The sequence below is a fragment of the Sporosarcina sp. PTS2304 genome, assembly GCF_003351785.1.
GTDB lineage: Bacteria > Bacillota > Bacilli > Bacillales_A > Planococcaceae > Sporosarcina.
In genome coordinates, this window is sequence record NZ_CP031230.1 from 1,995,443 (window position 1) to 2,020,260 (window position 24,818).

At 40.3% G+C, this 24,818-nt stretch carries 22 protein-coding genes; 14 read left to right on the forward strand and 8 right to left on the reverse strand.

All coding sequences use genetic code 11. The annotated features are described in order from the left end of the window. The first annotated feature begins 433 nt into the window (after window positions 1-433). The 6 genes from DV702_RS09620 (at window position 434) to DV702_RS09645 (ending at window position 5,140) form a co-directional block, all read left to right on the forward strand. Window positions 434-1,141, forward strand: a complete 708-nt coding sequence (locus tag DV702_RS09620; RefSeq protein ID WP_114924560.1) for a phosphoadenylyl-sulfate reductase — start codon at window positions 434-436, stop codon at window positions 1,139-1,141. A gap of 67 nt (window positions 1,142-1,208) precedes the next feature. Then, window positions 1,209-2,351: a sulfate adenylyltransferase gene (gene sat / locus DV702_RS09625; RefSeq protein ID WP_114924561.1), complete on the forward strand. Its 1,143-nt coding sequence runs from the start codon at window positions 1,209-1,211 to the stop codon at window positions 2,349-2,351. Between the two features lie 11 nt (window positions 2,352-2,362). Next, a complete protein-coding gene (gene cysC / locus DV702_RS09630; RefSeq protein WP_114924562.1) occupies window positions 2,363-2,959 on the forward strand; it encodes an adenylyl-sulfate kinase in 597 nt (198 codons plus the stop codon). Between the two features lie 24 nt (window positions 2,960-2,983). After that, a complete protein-coding gene (gene cobA, locus DV702_RS09635) occupies window positions 2,984-3,760 on the forward strand; it encodes a uroporphyrinogen-III C-methyltransferase (RefSeq protein ID WP_114924563.1) in 777 nt (258 codons plus the stop codon). Continuing rightward, window positions 3,757-4,518 (forward strand): sirohydrochlorin chelatase, encoded by a 762-nt coding sequence (locus tag DV702_RS09640; protein WP_114924564.1) that lies wholly within the window; start codon window positions 3,757-3,759, stop codon window positions 4,516-4,518. The genes cobA and DV702_RS09640 overlap by 4 nt, the downstream gene beginning before the upstream one ends. Then, on the forward strand, window positions 4,499-5,140 hold the full coding sequence (locus DV702_RS09645) for a precorrin-2 dehydrogenase/sirohydrochlorin ferrochelatase family protein (RefSeq protein ID WP_114924565.1): 642 nt from the start codon (window positions 4,499-4,501) through the stop codon (window positions 5,138-5,140). The genes DV702_RS09640 and DV702_RS09645 overlap by 20 nt, the downstream gene beginning before the upstream one ends. Before the next feature lie 481 nt (window positions 5,141-5,621). Here DV702_RS09645 and cysI read toward each other — a convergent pair whose 3' ends face one another. The 5 genes from cysI to efeO form a co-directional block, all read right to left on the reverse strand. Beyond that, the gene (gene cysI, locus DV702_RS09650) at window positions 5,622-7,349 is read right to left on the reverse strand and encodes an assimilatory sulfite reductase (NADPH) hemoprotein subunit (RefSeq protein WP_114924566.1); all 1,728 of its coding nucleotides are present in this window, start codon (window positions 7,347-7,349) and stop codon (window positions 5,622-5,624) included. A 24-nt stretch (window positions 7,350-7,373) separates the two neighbouring features. Then, on the reverse strand, window positions 7,374-9,188 hold the full coding sequence (locus DV702_RS09655; protein ID WP_114925894.1) for an assimilatory sulfite reductase (NADPH) flavoprotein subunit: 1,815 nt from the start codon (window positions 9,186-9,188) through the stop codon (window positions 7,374-7,376). A 420-nt stretch (window positions 9,189-9,608) separates the two neighbouring features. Beyond that, window positions 9,609-11,354 (reverse strand): FTR1 family iron permease, encoded by a 1,746-nt coding sequence (locus tag DV702_RS09660; RefSeq protein WP_114924567.1) that lies wholly within the window; start codon window positions 11,352-11,354, stop codon window positions 9,609-9,611. Then, window positions 11,329-12,606: an iron uptake transporter deferrochelatase/peroxidase subunit gene (gene efeB / locus DV702_RS09665; protein ID WP_114924568.1), complete on the reverse strand. Its 1,278-nt coding sequence runs from the start codon at window positions 12,604-12,606 to the stop codon at window positions 11,329-11,331. Before efeB ends, DV702_RS09660 begins: the two co-directional genes overlap by 26 nt. Next, entirely contained in the window at window positions 12,603-13,454 is an 852-nt protein-coding gene (gene efeO / locus DV702_RS09670; protein ID WP_114924569.1) for an iron uptake system protein EfeO, read from the reverse strand. Before efeO ends, efeB begins: the two co-directional genes overlap by 4 nt. Window positions 13,455-13,640: 186 nt before the next feature. On the opposite strand from efeO, the gene DV702_RS09675 reads away from it, so the two are divergent. The 3 genes from DV702_RS09675 (at window position 13,641) to DV702_RS09685 (ending at window position 17,166) form a co-directional block, all read left to right on the forward strand. After that, complete coding sequence (locus DV702_RS09675) at window positions 13,641-14,714, forward strand: DUF2157 domain-containing protein (RefSeq protein ID WP_162805770.1); 1,074 nt, start codon at window positions 13,641-13,643, stop codon at window positions 14,712-14,714. After that, window positions 14,704-15,246 carry a GDYXXLXY domain-containing protein gene (locus DV702_RS09680; RefSeq protein ID WP_114924571.1) on the forward strand — a complete coding sequence of 181 codons (543 nt, stop codon included), beginning with the start codon at window positions 14,704-14,706 and terminating at the stop codon, window positions 15,244-15,246. The genes DV702_RS09675 and DV702_RS09680 overlap by 11 nt, the downstream gene beginning before the upstream one ends. 186 nt (window positions 15,247-15,432) lie before the next feature. Further along, a complete protein-coding gene (locus DV702_RS09685; protein WP_114924572.1) occupies window positions 15,433-17,166 on the forward strand; it encodes an AAA family ATPase in 1,734 nt (577 codons plus the stop codon). Between the two features lie 321 nt (window positions 17,167-17,487). Here DV702_RS09685 and DV702_RS09690 read toward each other — a convergent pair whose 3' ends face one another. Next, on the reverse strand, window positions 17,488-18,804 hold the full coding sequence (locus tag DV702_RS09690; protein WP_114924573.1) for a cytochrome P450: 1,317 nt from the start codon (window positions 18,802-18,804) through the stop codon (window positions 17,488-17,490). A 96-nt stretch (window positions 18,805-18,900) separates the two neighbouring features. Between DV702_RS09690 and DV702_RS09695 the strand changes: the two genes are divergently transcribed. Next, window positions 18,901-19,056 carry a DUF1540 domain-containing protein gene (locus DV702_RS09695; RefSeq protein WP_114924574.1) on the forward strand — a complete coding sequence of 52 codons (156 nt, stop codon included), beginning with the start codon at window positions 18,901-18,903 and terminating at the stop codon, window positions 19,054-19,056. Between the two features lie 40 nt (window positions 19,057-19,096). On the opposite strand, the gene DV702_RS09700 is transcribed toward DV702_RS09695, so the two are convergent. Together DV702_RS09700 and DV702_RS09705 are read right to left on the reverse strand one after the other, a co-directional pair. Beyond that, window positions 19,097-19,987 (reverse strand): DMT family transporter, encoded by an 891-nt coding sequence (locus tag DV702_RS09700; RefSeq protein ID WP_114924575.1) that lies wholly within the window; start codon window positions 19,985-19,987, stop codon window positions 19,097-19,099. A gap of 49 nt (window positions 19,988-20,036) precedes the next feature. Further along, entirely contained in the window at window positions 20,037-20,444 is a 408-nt protein-coding gene (locus DV702_RS09705) for a PaaI family thioesterase (protein WP_114924576.1), read from the reverse strand. Between the two features lie 380 nt (window positions 20,445-20,824). Between DV702_RS09705 and speD the strand changes: the two genes are divergently transcribed. The 4 genes from speD to speB are packed head-to-tail and all read left to right on the forward strand — an operon-like array spanning window position 20,825 to window position 24,812. Further along, window positions 20,825-21,649 carry an adenosylmethionine decarboxylase gene (gene speD / locus DV702_RS09710; RefSeq protein WP_114924577.1) on the forward strand — a complete coding sequence of 275 codons (825 nt, stop codon included), beginning with the start codon at window positions 20,825-20,827 and terminating at the stop codon, window positions 21,647-21,649. Then, window positions 21,636-23,117 (forward strand): aminotransferase class I/II-fold pyridoxal phosphate-dependent enzyme, encoded by a 1,482-nt coding sequence (locus DV702_RS09715; protein ID WP_205407250.1) that lies wholly within the window; start codon window positions 21,636-21,638, stop codon window positions 23,115-23,117. Before speD ends, DV702_RS09715 begins: the two co-directional genes overlap by 14 nt. Further along, entirely contained in the window at window positions 23,114-23,965 is an 852-nt protein-coding gene (speE, locus tag DV702_RS09720; RefSeq protein WP_114924578.1) for a polyamine aminopropyltransferase, read from the forward strand. The genes DV702_RS09715 and speE overlap by 4 nt, the downstream gene beginning before the upstream one ends. Next, window positions 23,955-24,812, forward strand: a complete 858-nt coding sequence (gene speB, locus DV702_RS09725) for an agmatinase (RefSeq protein WP_205407162.1) — start codon at window positions 23,955-23,957, stop codon at window positions 24,810-24,812. Before speE ends, speB begins: the two co-directional genes overlap by 11 nt. Window positions 24,813-24,818: the final 6 nt, after the last annotated feature.

Consider the following 24,818-nt stretch of genomic DNA (forward strand, 5'->3'; position numbering starts at 1 on the left):
TACATGAAAAGTAAAAAACTTTTTATTTTTGGAGTTTATGCAGGTGATAGGTGCTGTTGGGTCGTGACGCGATTTTGTTTTGGGTTCTAGAATTAGTGCGGGTTCTGCTTTCTGTTGCTGCTTTGGCGCGTGGGGATTACCTCCCGCAGTTGTTTCTTCGCTAGTACGTAAAGGTTATAAAGTATGGTGACCATATTAAGTAAAAAGATAGTTATCGACTACAGTGAAGTGATCACCTTCAACATTCAGAAACGACATCAACTAGTCTTAAACTAGCCCAAATCTTTCACAAAGTACAACGAACCACGAACAATAGTATCTTCACCAAAATTACACAATTCAAAAATTTAAAACCTACTATTCTAATTAGTATTGACTATTTTTAATTCTCTGCTAAACTATAGGAAATATAACAAGTAAGCGGGGGGATGGAATGGTTACATTTGAATCGTGGAAAGAGTCTCCAGTGCTACCGGAGTTTCCGACTGATTCTGAGACTAAAGGGGCTTCTGAAGTATTGGAATGGGCGTATGAACATTATGGAGAAGAACTCGTTTATGCTTGTAGCTTCGGAATTGAAGGCATTGTTTTACTAGAACTGATCTCGCGAGTAAAACCTGACGCACAAATTATTTTTCTAGACACTAACTATCATTTTAAGGAAACTTATGAAACGATAGAAAAAGTAAAAAAACGTTATCCACAACTTCGAATTCATCTTCAACAACCAGCGTTAACCATAGATGAACAAACAGAACAATACGGTTTGGATTTATGGAAGACTGACCCGAATAAGTGCTGTGACTTACGCAAGATTAAGCCTTTGGAAGTGGCGATCTCCCCTTCTACTGCTTGGATTTCTGGATTACGTAGGGAACAATCCGAGAACAGAAAATCTACTGAATACTTAAATCTTGATAATCGATTTGAAAAAGTAAAAGTATGTCCTCTCATCCATTGGACATGGAAAGACGTCTGGCGCTTTGTTCATAAACAACAACTAGATTATAACATCCTTCACGATCAAGGATACCCGAGCATTGGGTGCGCTACTTGTACAAAACCAGCTTTTACAGAAGAAGATATGCGTTCTGGAAGATGGACGGGTAGTGGAAAAACAGAATGCGGTTTGCATACGTAAAATTTTTTATTTTCAAAACCAAGTATTTCAATATGACTTATAAAATAAAAAGGATAGGTGTTATATTATGACAACGATACAACCACATGGCGGTAAGCTAGTAAATTTATATGATCCACAACTTTCAATCGAAGGAATCGAAAAGAAAATCGCTATAGATGCGACAGCTGTAAGTGATTTGGAGCTAATCGCAACAGGAGCGTACAGTCCACTTACAGGATTTTTAACGTCTAAAGACTATCACTCTGTAGTGAATGATATTCGTCTAGCCGATGGAACTGTTTGGAGTTTACCTATCACTTTACCAATACATGATCAATCCCTTTATTCAGTTGGGGAGACAGTTCTATTAGAATACGAAGGTGCTATTTACGGAACGCTTGAAATTCAAGATATATACGCTCCAGATCAAGTACAAGAAGCAGTTAAGGTTTATAAGACAGCGGACCGTGAACATCCGGGTGTTGCAAAATTACTAGATCGCGGTCCTATATATGTAGGCGGACCAATCAAATTAATCAAAAGAATTGAACAAAAAAACTTTGCGGAATTTTACTTTGATCCAGTAGAAACTCGCCAAGCATTTGCTGAAAATGGCTGGAAGAAAATTGTTGGGTTCCAAACACGTAACCCGGTGCACCGTGCACATGAATACATTCAAAAAACAGCACTTGAAATTGTAGATGCTTTGTTACTTAATCCACTAGTCGGTGAAACAAAATCAGATGATATTCCAGCTGATGTTCGTATGGAAAGTTACCAAGTACTATTGCGTGACTACTACCCTGCCGATCGTGTGAAATTAGCAGTCTTCCCCGCTGCTATGCGGTATGCCGGTCCTCGTGAAGCAATATTCCACGCGCTGGTACGTAAGAATTACGGCTGTACACACTTCATCGTCGGCCGAGATCACGCAGGAGTCGGTGATTACTATGGCACTTACGAAGCTCAGGAAATCTTCTCTAATTTCACGGCTGAAGAAATTGGTATTACATTATTATTCTTTGAACATAGCTTTTTCTGTACATCATGCGGCAACATGGCTACACCAAAGACTTGCCCTCATACGAGTGAAAATCATGTCATTTTATCCGGAACGAAAGTACGTGAAATGTTGAAAAACGGTATTCTGCCTCCAGCTGAATTCAGTCGTAAAGAAGTGGTTGATGTGCTGATCAATGGCTTAAAAGAAAAAGAACTGGTGAAGTGAGGAGAAAGAACATGACGAAAAATATTGTATGGCATGACCAATTAGTATCCAAACAAGAGCAAAGGGAAAAGAACCGCCATCATAGCGCAGTTCTTTACTTCACAGGACTTTCTGGTTCTGGTAAATCTACCATTGCCAACGCAGCCGCCCGCCGATTACATGATTTAGGCGCGAACACGTATGTACTCGACGGAGACAACGTACGACACGGTTTGAATAAAGATCTCGGATTTTCGGATGAAGCACGTAAAGAAAACATTAGAAGAATCGGTGAAGTATCTAAATTATTCATCGACAGCGGTCAACTCGTTTTTACAGCTTTCATCTCTCCTTTCCAAGAAGATCGTGATAGTGTCAGACGCTTAGTTGAAGAAGATGAATTTGTTGAAGTGTATATTAGCTGTCCACTCGATGCGTGTGAACAGCGCGATCCTAAAGGTTTATACGAAAAAGCACGGGCAGGAGTAATTCCAGAGTTTACGGGAATATCGTCTCCATATGAAGCTCCTATAGCACCTGAATTAACGTTAGAAACTGACAAATATACAGTTGAAGAGTGTGTCGAACAGTTAATCGGCTACTTACGTGATAAAAAATGGATTAATTAATGGAATAACTGAGGAGTGATTGGAATGGGAAAAGTGTGGTTAGTCGGTGCGGGTCCTGGTGATCCCGATTTATTAACTGTGAAAGCAGTAAAAGCGATACAACAAGCAGATGTTATTCTCTATGACAGACTGATTAATCAAGAAATTCTGCAATACGCAAAAACTGATGCAGAATTAATTTTTGTAGGGAAGCTACCGAAACATCATTTCGTACAACAAGATATGATTAATTTTTTATTAGTCAAACATGCCAAGCTCGGTAAGCAAGTCGTACGTCTAAAAGGCGGCGATCCGTTCATATTCGGTCGTGGTGGTGAAGAAGCATCATTTGCGGTAAAGCATCACATTCCATTCGAAGTGATTCCAGGCATAACGTCTGGAATCGCTGCTCCTGCTTATGCTGGAATTCCTGTAACGCATAGAGAGTATAGTGCATCATTCGCAATTGTCACTGGGCATCGAAAAGAAGGTGTAGAAGAAGCGGAGAAATGGCAAGCACTTGCAAAAGGTATTGATACGCTTGCGATTTACATGGGAATCAGCAATCTTCCTTATATTGAAAAACAACTGATCGATCACGGAAAAGATCCGAATACCCCTGTCGCATTTATACATTGGGGTACAACAGACACCCAATGTACGGTCACTGCGACGCTTAGCACAATGACAGAAGTGGCAAAAGAAGAGAACGTTACAAATCCTAGCATGATCGTCATCGGTGAAGTTGTCCGCTTACGTGATGAATTGCAGTGGTTTGAAGAATCAACTGTTGAACGCCGTTTACATGAGGCGATCGTATGAGAGCTATTTTATATATTTGCCACGGCAGCCGGGTGAAGGCAGGACAGCAGGCTGCTTTGGCATTCATTGAGAAGACTATGGAAACGAATGTCGCTCCCATCCAAGAAGCATGTTTTTTAGAGTTGGCAGAACCGTCTATCGCAGAAGGCGTCGCTCGATGTATTGAACGAGGTGCCTCTGAAATCGTAGCACTGCCATTCCTTCTATTGCGTGCGGGCCATGCGAATATCGACATTCCTACAGAGTTACAAGAAGTGATGAAAGCCTACCCTCATATTCCTTTATATTACGGAGATCCTATTGGAGTAGATTCTCGTATGGTAGATGTATTAATCGATCGACTTCATGAGACATCCGACGTGATCCCAAACGATGCTACTGTTTTAATCATCGGACGAGGAAGTAGTGATCCAGCGACGTTAGAAGATTTTGCAGAAATCCAGCGCTTGTTTCAAGAAAAGACCGGCTTACTACATGTGAGTGTCGGATATTTAGCTGCATGTGAACCGCATTATGAAGATGAACTTAGCAAGTTGCTCGAGAAGAATCCTAAAGATCTCTATATTTTACCTTATTTATTATTCACAGGTATTTTGATGAAAACGATTGAACGTACGGTCAGAAAACTAGAAACCAACACCGTAATTCATCTATGTCCAGCGCTCGGATATGATCCTGCGATTCATACTATTTTAAACGAAAGGGCCGATGAAGCAGCGAGAAAGGAGAGTGGATTGAATGTTCCCCATCATGCTTGAGAGTTTGAAAAATTCAAAAGTAGTAGTGATTGGCGGCGGTCATGTAGCCTATCACAAAGTGCTCAATTTACATCGATTCGCTATTCGTCCGATTATTGTTAGCCCCACCTTTCATCCTCCCCTTTTGGAATTAGCTGAAGAAGGAACCGTTCAACTTATTCAAAAAGAAGCGGACTGGAATGATGTAGCAGATGCTTTCCTGACATTATTAGTAACTGACAATGAAGAAGTCAATGATCAATTGGCGATACGATTAAAAGCAAATGGTAAGCTCGTCGTCCACGCTTCCAACCCTTCATTAGGTACAGCGCAAATCCCTGCAGTCACTACAAGAGGAAAGTTGATCATTAGTGTATCAACGAGCGGTGCCAGTCCTTCACTTGCAAAAAAAATACGTACAGAGATTGCAGAAACGTATGATGAACGATATGAGGACTACTTAGACTTTCTTGCGGACGTGAGATTGTATGTAAAACAACAAATAACAGATCGTACAGAACGCAGAAACTGGTTAAAGGAAGCCGTTGAACCGATTTACTTACACAATCAGGAAGAGCGTCAGACCTTTCTCAATGAATTACAAGAAACATTTCCTTTAGAACAAAAACAACTCATTCGGTAAGTGCTCATTTGCTCTTACTTGATGAGTTGTTTTTATGTAATCATTCTTACGAACCGACTGCATTTTTTGTATCATCCTAACTTTTATAGTTTGATTTCATCAATTGCCTGTTGCTTAGATTCCGCAAACTTCTACCGCAAAAACACCCCTTTCCTCTTCTTTGTTGCGTTGCTGGAGTCCGTCATCACACTTTTTGCGCTTCATCAATTCAAGCTCCGATTCGATAAGAGACAGCAGAAGTCTGAAATGCATGATCTTGCAATCCATCCGCCAACGCCTTCTAAAGCTTCGATACTTCAACATACATGCACGAAAGAACTTTGCGATCGCTGTGTTCGATGATACGAGTACACTTGTATATCCGTCGTATCAATTTTGACAAACTGTAAATCAGCATATACGTATTTCTCCATGGCAAAACTGCACCTTCATTGTTAGTTTCATCTACCAATGAAGGTGCAGTCAATTTGTAAGCTTCTTCTTATACTGTATGGAAGTTCGTTCCGTCAGTTGTTTCAGCAACGATGCCAGCGCGGATCACGAAGTCTCCGAAATGCTCGCCTTCTTCACGTTCTACTGCATATCGTTTCAATATTGGTCCTAGTTCAGCTAAAATTTCCGTCTCGCCAATATTTTCACGATAAATTTTACTTAAACGTTGTCCAGTAAAGCCGCCGCCTAAGTACATATTATACTTCCCAGGGCCTTTTCCTATAAACCCTAGTTCAGCAATTGCTGGGCGTGCACAACCGTTCGGGCAACCTGTCATGCGTGTGACAATTTCCTCATCACCTAGTCCCGCTTCGTCAAGTAGTCCTTCGATTTTTGTTATCAATGAAGGTAAGTAACGCTCTGCTTCGGCCATTGCTAAACCACAAGTCGGCAATGATACACAAGCCATTGAATTTCGGCGTAGTGCCGACTGTTCAGTAGTATTCTCTAAATCATAGCGAGCAATGATTTCTTCGACGTTTTTCTTATTAGCAGTCGTTACATCACCAAGAACCAAGTTTTGATTTGGACTCAAGCGGAAATCACCTGTATGAATTTCTGCAATTTCACGTAAAGCCGTCATCAGCTTATAATTTTCCGTATCACGGACACGACCGTTTTCTATAAAGAATGTGTAGTTCCAACGATCATTCGTTGCTTCCACCCAACCGTAACGATCTCCATTATGATCAAAATGATACGGACGAGCTTGCTCCAATTCCCAGCCTAAACGGCTATGTAGTTCACCAATCAGCCAGTCAATTCCACGAGAGTCAATTGTATATTTAAAACGCGCATACTTTCGCACCGAACGATTACCATTATCGCGCTGAATCATCATTAAGTGTTTTGCCACTTCTACCACTTGATCAGCCGGAGTGAAACCGATCGAACGAGCAAGTTGTGGGTAGGTTTGCTCATCTCCATGCGCCATTCCCATACCTCCACCGACAACTACGTTGAATCCAGTCAATTTTCCTTCCTCAACAATAGCGATTAATCCGATATCTTGAGAAAATACATCTATATCGTTCATCGGTGGAACAGCGATACCGATCTTAAACTTTCTTGGCAAATACGTCGCGCCATACACCGGTTCTACTTCTACACCTTCTGTACTGTCGATTACTTTCTCCTCATCCAACCAAATTTCATGATAGGCATTTGTTTGTGGCAACAAATCATCACTTAATCTCTTTGCCCATTCGTAGACTTCCGCATGTACAGGAGACTCATTCGGATTCGGACTACACATTACGTTTCTGTTAACATCTCCACAAGCAGCAATGGAATCTAACAATGCATCGTTCATTTCTTGAATATTCTTTTTCATATTCCATTTTAGAATACCGTGCATTTGGAAAGCTTGACGGGTAGTCAACTTCAATGTGCCATTACCATATTTATGTGCTAAGTTATCCATAACCAACCATTGTTTCGGAGTTGCAAATCCTGCTGGCGTTCGAACACGTATCATAAACTGGTACGCTGGCTCTAGCTTTTGACGCTGGCGCTCTGTTCGCAAATCACGATCATCTTGTAAGTAACTACCGTGGAATTTCATCAAACGATTATCATCTTCGGGAATACCGGCACTGATTGAATCAGCCATTGTCTCGATTAAATTCCCACGAAGGTAATCACTTTCAATTTTAATTTCTTCTACATCACTTGGTGGTCCATCTTGTATATGAACCGGTTTTGTTGTTGAAGACATGTTCCCACTCCCTTTTCCACTCGATTAATAAACATCGCGTTGATAGCGTTTTTCTTGGATTAATTGCGTCATCAATTGCTCAGCTTCCTCGAGCGTCTGACCGCCTTGTTCTTGAATAATTTCTAATAACGTCGCGTGTACGTCTTTCGCCATATACTGCTCGTCTCCACAAACATAAATGACTGCACCTTCTTCAATCCATTGGTACAATTCTTGACTAGCTTGCTTCATACGATGTTGTACATATACTTTTTCTTCTGTATCACGCGAGAATGCTATATCTAGCTTTGTTAATGCTCCATCTTTTACATAGTTTTGCCATTCTGTCTGGTATAGGAAATCTGTGACATAATGCTGATCTCCGAAAAACAACCAAGACTTCCCTTCCGCTCCTGTCTCACTACGCTCTTCAATGAATGAACGGAATGGCGCAATTCCTGTTCCAGGACCGATCATAATTATTGGCGTTTCAGAATTTTCCGGTAGACGGAAATTATCATTTTTGTGAATATAGATTGGTAGTGTATCTCCAGGCTCTAAGTTTTCTGCACATTGAATGGAACAAACACCCTGTCTGTCACGACCATGCGCTTCGTAACGGACAACCCCTATCGTTAAATGAACCTCTTCTGGATTTGCTTCTAAACTACTTGCTATAGAGTAAAGACGTGCAGGTAACTTACGTAAAATTCCGACCAACTGTTGCTCTGTAATAGACAAAGGTCCGAAATCATTCAATGCATCTAGTAAGTCACGCCCTTCAATATACGCACGTAATTCTTCTATATTTGCAGGACTCACCAAATTCTTTAGTTTCTCTGACTCTGTATAGATTGATAACTTTTCTAGTAACGGTTTAGTTAATACAGTTATTTCAAAGTGGTTCAGTAACGCAATACGCAGTGCACGACGTTCTCCTTGCGAATTAATTTCAACTGTTTCATCAGGATTCCAATTCCCTTCACCTACAATTGCATCGACTAACTCGGAATTATTTTCTGGAAAAATCCCCACACTATCTCCAGGCTGATATTCCAACCCTGAACCTTCTAAGGAGAGTTCTACGTGTCGAGTTTCTTTATTTGATCCACGACCATTCAAGTTAATGTTTTCTAATACTTCCGCTCTAAACGGATTGGTACGTGAATATTGCGAAGGAGTTGCACTTTCTACTTCTAACGTAGCGGCTGCTGATTGTCCCCCCGTATGAATTTGCAGGGAAACTTCTACCGCGGCCAACCATTGTGCCGCTGGTTCATCATAATCTAAATCACAATCGACACGGGGTGCTAATGGTTTAGCGCCAAGCTCTGTTAGCTTTTGATCGAAATCCGCACCTGTCTTACAGAAAAACTCATAAGAACTATCTCCAAGTGCTAGTACGGAATAATGTAAATGATCCAACTTCGGTGCACGACGACCATGCAAAAATTCGTATAGTGGAAGTGCAGTATCTGGTGGATCTCCTTCTCCATGCGTACTAACAACTAATAGTAGATGTTCGATTTTCTTTAAAGCATTCGGCTTAAAATCGCTCATCGATTGAATAGTTACGTCAAATGACTGCTCTTTCAATTTGGCAGCTGCTTGTTCAGCTAACCCTTGACCATTGCCTGTCTGAGAACCATATAAAATCGTAATCTCTTTTACTGCTGTCGGAACTTCTACCGTCGGACGTTCTAGCACAGCAACTCCAGCATTCGCAGAAGCAGATCCACTCGCAGCAGTTAAATACCCACTCAACCAACTTTGCTGTGACACCGTAATACTAGGCAGTAGACGATTAAGCAATTCTACTTGTTCTTCACTAAAAGGACTGTTCGTTACTTGTAACGCCATATTCATCACCCTCGCACCCTATTTTATTATTCTCTTTTGTCTTCGTTTCATCGATAGCGTACAAATTCGCTTTGATGACAACTATGTTAAAGATGATTTCATTGTATTATGATTAATCCTATTAGTCAAGTAGGTTTTTGATTAAAGTTAGATATTACAGATTTTTTAGATAGGTTATAAATAATCTAGATGGAATATAACTAGATACAAAAAAAGCATGAAGTCGATATCCTTCATGCTTTAGTAAAGCAATATTTTGTCTCTAGCCTTTCGTTTCTCAAATAGGTGAAATAATATAGCGTATCGTCTGGAAGCGCAAGCCGCAAGACACTCTAAATCAGCGTCACTCCATCCGATCAAAATAGTCACTTGTATTACAGTCTTCTGCTTCTTGCTATCGCTTAACTCACTTTACGTGTGTTATTTATTCATTAATTCCATTTTCGGCTGTTTGTTTCTTTTCTTCAACCAAATAGCTACTCCAATGAAAAATAATAAACATAGTTGTGCAAGAATAGTTTCGTTCGTTGGATAAAAACCAATCCAATCGATAATCGGCAGATTGGGCTGAACCGTTGTACCGATAACATTTGTTAATTGTAATGTGTGTAAGCTAACACCGATTATTTTGAATGCTAGTATGTAGATCAAAATAGTAGCTACTGCAAAAAAACGATGTATCGGAATTTTATGACTGACTTTCGTAAAGATTACAGCTACGATAGAAAGAATGATTAATGCTAGTATAATACCTGCTATAAACTCCACAGTAGACATTTTAGGCGCGATTCCAGCATAAAAGACAAGGGTTTCCGCCCCTTCACGAAAAACGGAAAGGAAACTGACCGACGCCATAGCAAGTACGCTGCCTTTGGAAATCGCTTGTCCCATCTGTTTAGAAATATAGCGATTCCATGACGCAACAGAAGATTTTTGATGCATCCAAACTCCGACACCTAGCATTAACGCCGCAGCGATTAGCCCAACGTACCCTTCCATCTTTTCACGGTCATTGCCAATTGTCACAGATTGCAAAACAGTGGACATCATAATGGCCGCCACAATACTTAGTAGGAGTCCCGCCAACGCACCGATATATACCCATTTACGTTTTGATTGCTGATTGGCAGATGTCAAAAACGATAGCAATGCCACAATGATCAGCAATGCTTCTAATCCTTCTCGCAATAAAATTAATGCAGAATCCCAAAAGCTAAAGCTATCATTCGTCTGTAATAAAGCAATTTGCTGTGTAAAGCCTTTCAATTGTTGCGCAGCTTTCTCAGTATCATATCCACGATTCGTCAGTTGACCGATCATTAGTGGTAACTCGTTTTCCAGCATCGTATACAAAGAAGCATTTTTCGTGCGTACTTCTCCTTCGACATTCGGCCAAATTTGAATAAAGTTACGTAATGTATTTTTAGCAAGCTCCAAATTACCAGACTCTATCGCTTCAGAACTATCATCCAGTAATGCGATTAAAGTGGCTAATGAGTACTCTTCTGCCGCCTGCTCTTTTAATGTTCCTTTTACAAATTGATCAATGACAGTTGTCAATTCTTCAAACTGCATTTGCAAGACACTACTATCAGGATTTTCTTCCGCGAGTGTGATCCGCATGAATGCCATGTTCGTTTCGATCGCACCATAGGCGGATATACTCTGTTCACGAACCGGGCGTTCATTACGTGTCCAAGTCGATATAAATTGTTGGTTCGCTTGCTTAATTTCTTCTAAAGATTTGGATTCTATCGCTTGTTCTAATGTGGATAGTGCGGGCGCCATTGCTTTACTGAACGTTTCGCGCTCTGCTAGTTCATCCACTGGATTCTCGGCTTTTTCCAACGTATGCAAGGCTTTCGACAATGCGCTTAACGTATCACCACGTGTTTCAGGGGTTGCCGTTAGCGCCTCTTTAATCGCTTGATCGATCGCTTTGGATTGTTTGGACGACTCTAGTTGCTGCTCTTTCCAAATAGCTTCAAATTCTTTTATAGAGTCCACCGCTTCAGTATCATGTCCTTGCTTCGTTTCCATAATTGCATCACTAATAGAAATATAAAGATCACTATAATTCGTTTCTGCAAACACTGAACGAACAGGCAATAGTAGTGCGATGAATAGAACGGCTATCCATTTAGACAATTGAGAAGAGAGTCTCACCTATGAATCCCCCTTTTTGCACTCCAGGGAAGCAAGCGAATAACGCACTGCCGCGATGAGTAATATATTCATTTAATTTATCTTCCCGACCAAAACTATTTTGAATTGCGATAAATTGCTTTGGATGCTTTTGAAATGAAATAAACAGTAAGCCCGCATCAAATGTTCCTGTGGAATCCATAACGCCCGAACTATAGGAAAATGAACGGCGGAAAACTTTTTCTTTCGCTTGCATAGCTAATCGAACATGGGAATTTTCGGCAATGACATACTCCCCGTTGGCGTCTTTTTCATCGAGGTTCATCTTTTCCATCTCTTTTTGCTTTCCGAGTGGAGCTCCTGTATCACGATGTCTGCCAAATGTCGCTTCCTGCTCTTGAAGTGCTGTCCGATCCCAAGTTTCCAAATGCATTTGAACTCTTCTTACAGCTAGATAGCTGCCATTCGTCATCCAATTTTTCGAGTCTCCTGCACCAACCCAAACAACATCATTCATTTCCGCTTCTTTTGTGCTGTTCGGATTAACTGAGCCATCTTTAAAAGCAAATAAATTGCGGGGCGTTTCTTTCTTTTTACCTTTCATCGGATAAGAATTGAATCCTGCCTGCGTCCACTTAAGACTCACTTTACCGGAAGCGGCTCGCACTAAATTACGGACGGCATGGAACGCCACTTGCGGATCATCGGCACATGCCTGAATGCAAATGTCGCCACCTGTATAGGCAGGATCTAGTTGATCTTTAGGGAAATGCGGCAAGTCTTTTAACTCTTTCGGACGTTTTGCTGCTAATCCGAGTGAATCTTTCTCGAATAAAGAAGGTCCTACGCCAAATGTTAGCGTTAAATTCATCGCATCCAACCCGACTGCTTCTCCAGTGTCTTTAGCCGGCAGTAACAGGTTGGAAGAAGGATCCGCTATCTGTTCTCCATTCATCATACGAACAGATAATGGAGTCCACATTTTGAATAGATCCATCAACTCTTTCTGAGAACTTACCAAAACATGTAACGAAGCGAAATAGACGTAACTTTGACATTCAGTCGCGATCCCCGATTGATGCTTCCCATAAAAATTGATTTTATGTTTCGCACGTGGATTGTCTTCTTCTACAGCCATACCGAAAACATTGAGTACACTGCCTAGACCTGAAGCGCCGATAACTACTCCCGCTGCACCTGCCCCTGTATACTTCAACATTTGACGACGTGAAATTTTCTTTTCGAAAAATTTTTCTTCTGACATGTCACTCACTCCATTACGATGCCCATCATACTTAATGGTTCACCTAATTGATTAACAGCTTCCGATAAAGCTTTTGTATCTTCTTGTGTTAACTGTTCATAGGATATATAGCCATCAGATCCATCTTTATATTTCTCAAGCAATTCATTGATCGTTGCGAATTTACTTTCTAACTCATCTACAAGCGCCTGATCTTTCGCTACCATTTTGTCTTTCAATATTTCAAATATTTTCTCCGCACCTTCTATATTGGCTTTAAAGTCATATAAATCTGTATGCGAATAAATTTCTTCTTCACCGGTAATTTTAGAAGTAGAGACTTCGTTCAAAAGGTCGACAGCTCCTGTAATCATTAAATCTGGAGAAACTTCTACCGTTTCAACACGCGCCCGTAATTCTTTGGCATCTTTTAATAATTGATCAGCGACTTCGGCATAGCCTTCTGTCGTCTTTTCTACCCACAGACCGTATTCAATTTTATGATATCCAGACCACTCTTCTTCTCCTTGACCTTCTTCTTGAACATCAGCTAAACGTGCATCAATTCTTGGATCCAAATCGCCAAAACTCTCTGCAATCGGTTCGGAACGTTCAAAATACATGCGCGCAAGTGGATATATCGCTTTCGCCTCTTCCAATTGTCCAGTTTTCACAGCCGTCACAAACTTCTCTGTCTCGATTACGAATTGGTCCATCTGTTCCAATGCAAATTTTTTATAAGCATCTGTCTCCACTGTTAAATCAGCTACATTAGTTGATTCAGTCGGGTTAGTTTTATCTGCATTAGAATCCGTACCGCAAGCTGCCAATAGAATACTAGCTGTTAATGCAAGTGTACCTACTATTTTTCTTCTCATTAAAATCCCACTTCCCACTTCTTTTTTATCAATGATAATCGTTCTCAAAATAATGTCAATAGGAAGTTAAAGGAAAAAACATATTTTAGTAATTTTCGACTTAAAATAATAAAAATGTTATGATAGTTGTAACATATCGCGATATATCGCGACTACTTACTAAAGGTTGAAAGGAGGTTTTTTATAGTGAAAAGAAAAGTCAGCAAGCCAGAATATAGATTTCTGGAAAATGAGTTCCGCTATTTGCAGCAGCAAGGAAGATTGGATTCCAAAGATGCCAGGGATCTATTAGCCCTTTACGAACCGAGAGGCTCTACCAATTTCGTCAGAGTATTACTCGTATTTGGAGCTATTCTTATAGGGGTCGGAATTTTAAGCTTTATTGCGGGTAACTGGGCAGGCATGACGCCATTCTTCAAATTCGGCTTAATCGTTTTTTCTTTAATTTTATTTTATATTGTCGGTCATGTGCTTGAGGATAATTATGAGAAAACTGCTAAAAGCATGTTTTACATCGGAGCTGCAGTCTATGGGGCCGGAATCTTTCTTATCGGTCAAAGTTTCCATTTACAACATACCGTCTACACAGACTTTTTATTGTGGGCCATCGGAATTTTACCACTTGCATACTACTTACGAGATCAGTTAGTGGCGGTTTTCGCAAGTGCCTTTTTAATCGTCTATAGTTTTTCATCTTTCGCTAGCATTTCCAGCACTCCTTATTGGTTGTTGCTATTGATTCCGATATTGTTTTGGATGAACGAGAAGAGACTTGGTCAAAAATCTTCACTATTTGTCATGGCTGTTCTCGTAACGACAGCTTTTGTAGTCAATCTATTGGAATCATTCGGTCTCGATGAATGGATTTCTTTATTTCTTGTTTTCGTCGGGGGGGTGTTCCTAGTCCTCTATCCATTTAAGCGCTACAAAACAGCGTCCACTTGGGTCGGTTCCGTGCTGTATGGTATTGCAGGGATTACGTTAACATTTGAGTATGCATGGGAAACACTGAACGTAGAGACGGTTGCTCCTTATGTTTTCGCTGCTCTATTCATTATTTTGCTAATTTACTTTCTAAAGAACGATAGTTTACCTGCCATTCTGATTACTTGTGGATTAATCTATCGGTATTACGCTGATATCTCTTATGACTTTATGCCAAAGTCTCTATTCTTTATTATTGGTGGATTGATATTAATTGGATTTGGTTTCTGGTTTGAAAAATCTCGGCGAGAGACGGTGAAGCGTCATGAAGAATAAACGAAACCTATTTCTGATCGCGCTAATTGTCCCTATCTTGCTTTTGGTATCTATGACATGGAAACCTTTGTGGACAGTGAATAAAGGCGAGACAGTTTTGTTGGAAACTATTCCAGTAGATCCTCGCGATATTTTATACGGAGATTACGTGCAATTGCAATTCGCTATTGAAGAGTTTGGTCCAGATTCCATAGAGCCTGCACTTCTTGACAAACTGACTTCGAAGTACTCTGGAAATTTAAAAGTATATGCTGTGCTTGAACGACAAAATAGTGAAGAACTGTATGGTTTAAAAATGATAACCGATAAAAAGCCGAGTGACGATTTGTATTTAGAAGGAACGATGTATTATTATGGAGAACCTTATGACGGTAGCCATACTGTATATTATGCTGATTTCCTTCCCGATCGCTTTTATGTATCGGAAAATACCGGTACTGAATTGGAGAAACTTTCACAACGCGGCAAGTTACTTGCAGAGATGAAAGTAAAAGACGGATTTGCTGTGTTGCAAGATATTTATCCTAAATGAAATGAAGCCCTAGAAACTGAGATGCTCTCAGATTCTAGGGCTTTTCGTATATGTTATATGATCAGATAGTCGGGTATTCTTTTTCACTGTTATAAAACTGTAACTTCTTTCGTCCGAATAGACTATTCAAACTAGCGTTTTTTTATTATAATGTATTCTAACTTACAAAAGGAGCTGTCGCCGACTTTGAAGCCTATATCTAAGCTAGCATCTAAGATTTTACTCATCGTCCTTTTTGTCACGGCAATCGCTGCAGGGGTCACGTGGAATTACTTTCAGGGAGCTGGTGGAAAAGAAGTCTCTTTTGCCGAGATGGAACGATTGATCGCTTCACATTCAGGCGATGCGCTGCTATTAAAAGAAACAGCCGATGGTGAACTTTCTATCTCAATCAATAACCAATCCTATATTACGATGGTTCGTCCACAAAGTACTTTAGTGGATGATCTCGTCCAGAAGTACAATATATCGTATCAATACAAAACAGCAAACTCAGTAGGCGGCTGGGTCATTAGCGGTCTTTTACTGACTGCTATGCTCACACTATTCATCCTTCATAAAAAAGGAAAACTGAACATCGGTGCGTCAGGTATGAAACACCAGGCATCAAAGGCGACCCCTCTTCCAGATATTACATTGGATGACATTGGTGGAATTCCTCCTGAGATGAAAGATGAAATTTCACAAACGTTAGAAATCTTTAAAAATCCTAAAGTTGCGAAAGAGATGAATATCGAATTGCCAAAAGGAATCTTACTTTACGGACCTCCAGGAACGGGTAAGACTTTGCTCGCACAAGCAATGGCGAAAGAAATCGGCGCTACCTTTTATTCTTCAAGCGGCGCAGCATTCACAGAACTTTTTGTCGGAGTTGGTGCGTCTCGTGTACGCACACTTTTCCAAAATGCTCGCAAACAAACTCCAGCTGTCATATTTATTGACGAAGTGGATGCGCTAGCTGCAAAACGAAAAGAACATGGCGGAGATGAAGCAGAAAAAACATTAACTGAACTACTTGTCCAACTAGACGGTGGTCAAGACAATGATGGCATTCTATTTATTGCCGCAACTAATAGAAAAGATTTACTTGACGATGCATTTTTACGTCCTGGTCGTATTGATTTTACATTTAATGTCCAACTGCCCGACACGAAGGGACGTCGTGAAATTATCGACATTCATACGAATGGAAAAACCCTCGCGCCAAATGTTGCTGCTTCACTGGATACGCTAGCTGAAAGCACATCTGGTTTTTCTGGAGCTGAAATTAGCGGATTATTTGAAACTGCTAGCCGTCGTGCTATTCGTGAAGGTCGTACATTAATTGAAAAACATGACTTGGATTTTGCAATTGATCGTACAATTCTAGGAAATACAGCACGAACATTGAATGATCAAGAGACGAAACGTCGTGTTGCGATTCATGAGTCTGGCCACGCGCTGATTGCCGCTATTACAAAACCGGGTTCTGTACGGAAAGCGACTATTATTCCGAGAGGACAAGCACTCGGTTATGTAGCCCCTATTCAAAAGGAACTGCATTTATCGACAGCCAGTGAATTACTCGATCAAGTGAGTATGATTTTGGCCGGTGGTATCGCTGAACGCCTGTATTTGGGTGAACATAGCATTGGTGTCAGCGGTGATGTAGAGCAAGCGAAAGATATTTTAGAACGTATGGTCAATACCGGGATTTTCCAAGATGGATTTTCCTTGATTTTCAATAAAGCTGAAAAAGAAGAAAAAATGCAGATGCTTTTTAACCAAGCTGCACAGAAAACTGAAACGTTACTTACGGAACATGCTTATCAGTTTGAGGAATTAGTGAACGCGTTATATAAAGAGGAAACGTTAGAAGGCACAGAAGTCCAGCGAATTGTGGAGTTGCCGACACCGAAAGAAGCTGTAGTGTTTATTTGACGTATTGAATGTAAAGAGCTGTCCAAGAAGTCAGTAGCGACTGATTTTTTGTGACAGTTCTTTTTTTGGATATAACTGTGCTGTTTTAAGTATAGTGGTTAATGGGGAGAATCGTTACTGTGGGTATCATTTAATTGTTGTTTCTAGATGGTGGGAGTTCGACGGATGAGAGTAGTGGAGACGTTAGGTATGTCGTTTCGTTGCGTTTTATCCCGCGTTTTTTGGTAAGGAAGGAGAAGAAATCTTTTTGTTACTGACTGAAAACTGGCAGGGATCGACTAGTTGTTTTTCTCTGCCAGATTTATTTACTACACCATTCTGCTATTGTCGTCTACATGCTTCCATTGGCCAACCATCTTGAATACGTAAGGAAATCAACGGCTCGGGAATAGGTGCATGGTCACGTACGTTACGAAAAGTAAAACGCTTATATAACACGGCTATAATGAGTGTGGATTCAAGCATCGCAAATCTTGAACCGATACAGCTTCTTGATCCACCGCCAAAAGGAACATAACTAAAAGGTGCGTAGCGGTTGCCTGCAGCAAATCTGTCCGGATCAAATAATTCTGGTTGTGGAAATACTTCTTCATTTCGATGAATGGCATACGGACAAATCATAAACGTACTGCCTTTTTTGAACGTTTTTCCAAACATCTCTTGCGGCTCTGCCAATTCCCTGTAAATTAGCCACGCTGGCGGATACAGACGTAACCCTTCTTCAATAATCTGTTGTACGTAAGGTAATTTCTGCATCCATAAAAAAGGACTTCCAGCCAAATCGGCGTTCATTAATTCTTCCACTAATTGTCGTTCCACTTTTTCATGACTCGCAATTTCCGCAAATAGCCATGCAAGTAAATTTGCAGTTGTCTCATGCCCTGCTAGAAGCATTGTCATCATTTGATCACGCACTTCTTTATCAGGCAGACGATTGCCCTCTTCATCAGTCACAGCCCGCATCATACCTAAAAGTGTCCCTTGGAACCAATCAGGATGATCTTTCGCCGCATGTAGTACATCCTCAATCATCTCTTCCAGTGTTTGAATCGCTTCTTTATGGCGCTGATTAGATTTTGTTGGGATCGATGCAGGAATGATAACTGGACTGAATAAAATATTGACGCTTTCCTCAATCGTAGTCGTTACCGCATCCGCCAGTCTTTTTTCCTCTCCTGAAACATCTGTCGAAAACATCGTTCGCGTAATAATCGACAATGTTAATTCCATCATCACACTATGTATATCGCACATACGCTCTTTCTCTACACGCTCAGCTACTTTTTCTGTTTCGTCTATAATGGCATATGCGTAGCGCTCAAGGGATTCTTTATAAAATGCTGGTTGGATATATTTCTTTTGTGCAGCATGCTTTACACTTTCCGAAGTCAGTACCCCTTCACCTACTGTTCTTTGTAAAACGGTCGTAGTTCTCCCTTTGACAAATGACGAATCATGCCGAATCAGAATTTCACGAATCGCTTCCGGACTGTTCACCACAAATGTTGGAGACACCCCTGTTTTCAATGAAATGACATCTCCGAGTGGTTGAACACGTGTAAAGAAAGCGATAGGATCACGCACAAATTGTAAGTAGTTTTGTAAGCGCGGCGTATCGATATCCTGTATTTTCACCATATACTCTCCTCCAAACTTTCACTAAATATACTCCTCTACACATGCCTGTATAAACATCAACTATTTGGGCATCGTATAAAAAAGGAGGTGGGTCAATTGGCAAAAGACGTACTATGCGAAGTGACAAACTGTAACTTTTGGGCATCTGGTAACAAATGTCGGGCAGAAGAAATTCGAGTGGTTACAAGAAAAGGTGAAAAAGCAAAAAATTCAGCAGAAACAGATTGTGAAACATTTGTTCCAAAAGTATAATCCACCGATTGACAGCCGAGTGAACATACTTGGCTGTCTTTTAACGTAGTGCTGGTCGCCTTCTCATCGTTTCCCAGTTCACTGCAATCACACTGACAATCGCAATTATTCCTCCAACTGTGGACAAAACACTCGGTAATTCCTGTAACCACACCCACGCCACTACAATCGCTACGACCGGTTCTATGTAAAGTAAACTGGAAACAGCTCCGGCATCTGCAATGGATAGCGCTGTAGACCATGTAACATAAGCAATAGTAGCAGGAATAATTCCCATATATATAGTAGCGAGTGTAGCTTCCATCGTAGCCCCTTGAATTTCATTTATGATGCCTGGCGTAAAATATAGAAATGGTAATGTTCCTGCCCATGTAAAGTAAGCTGTTAACTCGATAGGTGTATATTTTTTAAATAAAGGCTTTTGAAAGACGAAAAAGAAAGATGTGGCGATGACGGCTACTATTATGAACCACGCACCTACGGAAACTTCCAAAGCTCCTTCTGAACTGCCGATTGTAATTAAAGCCACGCCCGCTAATCCAATAGCCATACCTATCCAACCTAATATACTCACTCGTTCCTTCAAAAAAATGATAGCAATAATCGTAGTAAAAATTGGAACTGTTGCGATAAATAATCCTGCTGTACCGGCAGCAACCGTTTGTTCACCATACGTTAATCCAAAATGATAAACACTAATACCTGTCCAACCTAATAATAAAATTTTCCACATATCCCGCCAAGCTGGAAAACGGATTTTCGTACCTGGCCAAAGTGCATATAAAATAAAGACTAGAGAGGCTACTGCGAAACGGGTTAACACGAGATGACCGGGTGAGTATCCTCCTAATAAACTGACTCGAATAGCTGCAAAACTAGAACCCCACGCAACAACTGTAAACAATCCTAAATACAAAGCTTTTTTATTCATGCGCAAACCTACCTCTACCCATAGATGATGGTCTTTCGTGGATGTCTAATTACTTCAATTTAAACGTAGCTGTACAATGCGCAACCATTTCATCTTTTTCATTAAATAACTTTGCTTCTACTAGCGCTGTACTACGGCTTCGATTAATAACGGATGCTCTTGAGTAGACAGCCTCTTCTTTAACGGGCTTTAAAAATTGTGTCGCCATTTGAATAGTCATTACGTCATCTGAACCAAGCGAGCGACAAAGCATACCCATCGTCGTATCTAAAACAGACATATATATACCGCCATGAATAGTACCACGTACATTATCATATTCTTTACGGTACGGAAGATATAATTCTACACTTCCTTCTTCCAACTTTTGTGTCTGTAAACCTGCAAATGTCCAAAACGGACTTGTTTCAAAATCTTGCCGCACATTTTCTAAGTATTGCACTTTTGTATCATTCATTACTTTCCCTCCAAGAAGTGTCATTCTTTACTTTATACAATATCCTACTCGTGCTCATAGGACAATTTTTTTCGCCCTATTCGTATACGTCATCGTCATATTTTTTATTATTTTTCAAGGAAAAAGGTTTGTTTTTTCACCTATTTCCTTTATAATGAAGACAATTTCATAAGTTTTTTAATTTAGGAAGAGTAAGACTATGAGTACCACGTCAACCAAATCACCTGTTATGTAATGGACTAGAGGGTTATCCTCTACACGTTTATATACAAGCAAACAGAGTAAAGGTCTCTCTCCAATCTGTCATGTTTGTGTATCTGCATGTCGATTGGGGAGAGACTTTTTTTCGATACCGTAGAAAATTTGAAAAGAAAGGACGGATGTTTAGGTTGGACAATAAGCTGAAGCTCTACGGCTTTAACAACCTCACCAAAACTCTTAGCTTCAACATTTATGATGTGAGCTATGCGAAAAGTCGACGAGAGCAAAGTGAGTATATCGCCTATATTGATGAGCAATATAATTCAGAACGGCTAACAAAGATTTTATACGATGTTACCGAAATGATCGGAGCACACGTATTAAACGTTAGTAAGCAAGATTATGATCCACAAGGAGCAAGCGTCACGTTAATGATTTCAGAGGAAAAGTTCCCTGCTTCACAAATTGACCCTTCTTGTAATCAAGGAGCCATCCCGTTTATGCCAGATAAAGATTCCGTTGTCAGCCATTTAGATAAGAGTCACGTAACGGTTCATACGTATCCTGAATACCATCCCGATAATTCAATCGCAACCTTTCGAGTAGATATCGACGTCTCTACATGTGGCGAGATTTCTCCACTAAATGCTTTGGATTATTTAATCGGCAGCTTTGATTCAGATATTATTACTGCAGACTATCGAGTTCGTGGATTTACTAGAGATGTAGATGGCAGAAAGTTATTCATGGATCATTCCATGACTTCTATTCAAGATTTCATCGATCAAAAAACATTAGAAAAATATGACGCGATTGACGTCAATGTTTATCAAGCAAATATTTTTCATACGAAGATGCTGATCAAAGAAATCGACTTACAAGATTACCTATTTAACAAGGATGTTTCAGAACTACCGCCGAAAGAAAGACTTCAAATCTCTCATAATTTACGGAAAGAGATGATTGAAATCTTCAGTGGTTCCAACGTCTATGAAAATGAGTGAGGAGAAAACTGTGACACTATCCCAACATCGTGTTCCTATTATGGAAGCATTGCAACAATACCAAAAAGCACGCGTCGTTCCGTTTGACGTACCAGGACATAAACATGGGAGAGGCAATAAAGAACTTGCGGATTTCCTCGGAGAAACGTGCCTGCATCATGATGTGAATTCGATGAAACCACTCGACAATTTATGTCATCCGGTTTCAGTCATTCGAGAAGCAGAAGAATTGGCTGCTGAAGCTTTCGGTGCAAAACATGCCTTTCTTTTAGTCAACGGCACAACTTCAGCAGTTCAAGCGATGGTCATGACCGCTTGTAAAGCAGGAGAGAAAATTATTATGCCGCGCAATGTTCACCGCAGTGCGATTAATGCATTAATTTTAAGCGGCGCTGTGCCTGTCTATGTTAATCCGGGTGTTGAAAAAGAATTAGGTATTCCACTAGGCATGGCAGTGGATGAAGTAAAACGAGCGATCTTAGCGAATCCAGATGCAAAAGCCATACTTATAAATAATCCAACTTACTATGGAATTTGTTCAAATTTGCAGGCAATTACTAATTTAGCCCATGCACATGACATGCTTGTATTAGTAGATGAGGCGCATGGTACGCACTTTTATTTCAATGATAAACTACCTGCTTCCGCCATGTCTGTAGGCGCAGACATGGCTTCCATTAGTATGCATAAATCAGGCGGTTCTCTGACGCAGAGTTCCTTCTTACTTATCAACAACGAAGTCAGTGAAGGCTACACGCGGCAAATTATTAATCTAACTCAAACGACAAGCGGCTCCTATCTATTAATGTCTTCACTTGATATTTCCCGTAAAAATCTTGCGCTTCACGGACAGGAGATTTTTGATAAAGTCATACGGATGGCACAATATACACGTGATGAAATTAATAAGATAGACGGCTATTATGCATATTCTAAAGAATTGATCAATGGGGATACTGTATTCGACTTTGATGAATCCAAACTGTCGATACATACGCGCCAAATGGGGCTTGCGGGTATTGAAGTGTATGATATTTTACGTGATGAGTATGATATCCAAATTGAATTTGGAGATGTAGCCAATATTCTAGCTTATATTTCTGTTGGCGATCGAACGCTTGATTTGGAACGTTTAGTCGCAGCATTAGCGGAAATTAAACGAAGATATAAAAAAGATCCGAGTTCATTATTTGATCATGAGTATATTAATCCGACCATCGAACAAACACCGCAACAAGCATTTTACGCGGAAAAAGAAGTGATGCATTTAACAAATTCAGCAGGACGAATCGCCAGTGAATTCGTTATGTGTTATCCGCCAGGCATCCCTATTGTGGCGCCAGGAGAGCTAATTACAAAAGAAATTATACAATACATTGACTACTGTAAAGAAAAAGGCTGCTTCTTAACAGGCACCGAAGATTCAAATGTGGAATACATCAATGTTGTAAGGGAGGCTGACCGATGAACCTATGGTACACAGAAGATCATTCACCACATGTTCGTTTTTCTATTCGTGTAGAAGAACAGCTTTATACAGGGACAAGCGAATTTCAGAAGATTGATGTCTTTCAAACGACTGAGTTCGGTAAAATTCTCACACTTGACGGCTATGTAATGGTGACAGAAAAAGATGAGTTCATCTATCATGACATGATTGTACACGTACCAATGGCGACTAATCCCGCCATCGAAAAAGTGCTCGTCATTGGCGCTGGTGATGGCGGTACGGTTCGCGAATTGACAAGATATCCATCGATTAAACAAATTGATATGGTAGAAATTGATCAACAAGTAGTAGAGGTTTGTCAGAAATACTTACAACAAACAGCCTGTCAATTGACTGATCCGCGTGTTAACTTATATTACGAAGACGGTTTAAAATTTGTCCGTCAACAAGAAAATGCCTATGATTTAATCATTGTAGATTCAACAGATCCTTTTGGTCCTGGAGAAGGTCTGTTCACAAAAGAGTTTTATGGCAATTGTTATAAAGCATTGCGTGATGATGGAATTTTAGTAAATCAACATGAAAGTCCATTTTACGAAGAAGATGCTCTCGGTATGCAGCGCGCACATAAAAGTATTATGGGGTTCTTCCCTATTTCTAAAGTGTATCAAGCTCATATTCCGACTTACCCTTCTGGTCATTGGTTGTTCGGTTTTGCATCCAAGACATATGATCCTGTTGAAGATTTAGATGCAGAGCGATGGAATGCACTAGGATTACAGACGAAATATTATAATCCTAAACTACATGTCGGTTCATTTGCATTGCCGAATTATGTAAAGGAGTTATTAATCCATGCTGAATAAAAATATCGAGACTTTTCTTGGCTTTGAAGCTGACTACGAAGATGCATCTTTAGTAGTGTTTGGTGCGCCATTTGATTCTACAACGTCTTTCCGACCAGGTACTCGTTTTGCTAGTAAAGTAATGCGTAGCGAATCATTCGGCTTGGAAACGTACAGTCCCTATCAAGACGCAGATTTAACGGATTACACGTTGTTTGATGGCGGTGATTTGGAGTTGAGTTTCGGAAATACAGAGCGTGCACTCGAACAAATTGAGCAATATACCGCAACCATATTACGAGATGATAAGATTCCTTGTATGATTGGCGGCGAACATCTCGTCACGTTAGGTGCTGTTCGTGCAACTTTGAAGAAGCATCCTGATTTGCATGTCATTCAATTTGATGCACATACTGATTTGCGTGAAGATTATTTAGATCAACGGTTATCACATGCTACAGTTATTCGCAGGATTTGGGATTTGCTTGGGGATGACAAAATCTATCAATACGGCATTCGTTCGGGAGACCGTCCTGAATTTGAATGGGCGGCGAAACAACATGTTTTCATGAATAAGTTTAATTTTGACGGTTTGGAACATACGGTCGCTAAACTCCAAGGGAAACCCGTATATTTAACGATTGACTTGGATGTGTTGGACCCTTCTGTCTTTCCGGGTACTGGAACACCAGAAGCAGGCGGCGTCAGCTTTTTAGAACTTCTACAAGCAATTCTTACCGTCAGCGGTCTGAATATTGTCGCTTGTGACATTAATGAGTTATCCCCTATCTATGATCAAAGTGGTGTTTCAACAGCTGTTGCTTGTAAAGTATTACGCGAATTAACAATCGCACTTCATAAAAAATAATAATTG

Coding starts and splice junctions, on each gene's coding strand:
- DV702_RS09620 (WP_114924560.1), top strand. CDS start 434: ATGGTTACATTTGAATCGTGGAAAGAGTCTCCAGTGCTACCGGAGTTT.
- sat (WP_114924561.1), top strand. CDS start 1,209: ATGACAACGATACAACCACATGGCGGTAAGCTAGTAAATTTATATGAT.
- cysC (WP_114924562.1), top strand. CDS start 2,363: ATGACGAAAAATATTGTATGGCATGACCAATTAGTATCCAAACAAGAG.
- cobA (WP_114924563.1), top strand. CDS start 2,984: ATGGGAAAAGTGTGGTTAGTCGGTGCGGGTCCTGGTGATCCCGATTTA.
- DV702_RS09640 (WP_114924564.1), top strand. CDS start 3,757: ATGAGAGCTATTTTATATATTTGCCACGGCAGCCGGGTGAAGGCAGGA.
- DV702_RS09645 (WP_114924565.1), top strand. CDS start 4,499: ATGTTCCCCATCATGCTTGAGAGTTTGAAAAATTCAAAAGTAGTAGTG.
- cysI (WP_114924566.1), bottom strand. CDS start 7,349: ATGTCTTCAACAACAAAACCGGTTCATATACAAGATGGACCACCAAGT.
- DV702_RS09655 (WP_114925894.1), bottom strand. CDS start 9,188: ATGGCGTTACAAGTAACGAACAGTCCTTTTAGTGAAGAACAAGTAGAA.
- efeO (WP_114924569.1), bottom strand. CDS start 13,454: ATGAGAAGAAAAATAGTAGGTACACTTGCATTAACAGCTAGTATTCTA.
- DV702_RS09680 (WP_114924571.1), top strand. CDS start 14,704: ATGAAGAATAAACGAAACCTATTTCTGATCGCGCTAATTGTCCCTATC.
- DV702_RS09690 (WP_114924573.1), bottom strand. CDS start 18,804: ATGGTGAAAATACAGGATATCGATACGCCGCGCTTACAAAACTACTTA.
- DV702_RS09700 (WP_114924575.1), bottom strand. CDS start 19,987: ATGAATAAAAAAGCTTTGTATTTAGGATTGTTTACAGTTGTTGCGTGG.
- DV702_RS09705 (WP_114924576.1), bottom strand. CDS start 20,444: ATGAATGATACAAAAGTGCAATACTTAGAAAATGTGCGGCAAGATTTT.
- speD (WP_114924577.1), top strand. CDS start 20,825: ATGTTTAGGTTGGACAATAAGCTGAAGCTCTACGGCTTTAACAACCTC.
- DV702_RS09715 (WP_205407250.1), top strand. CDS start 21,636: ATGAAAATGAGTGAGGAGAAAACTGTGACACTATCCCAACATCGTGTT.
- speE (WP_114924578.1), top strand. CDS start 23,114: ATGAACCTATGGTACACAGAAGATCATTCACCACATGTTCGTTTTTCT.
- speB (WP_205407162.1), top strand. CDS start 23,955: ATGCTGAATAAAAATATCGAGACTTTTCTTGGCTTTGAAGCTGACTAC.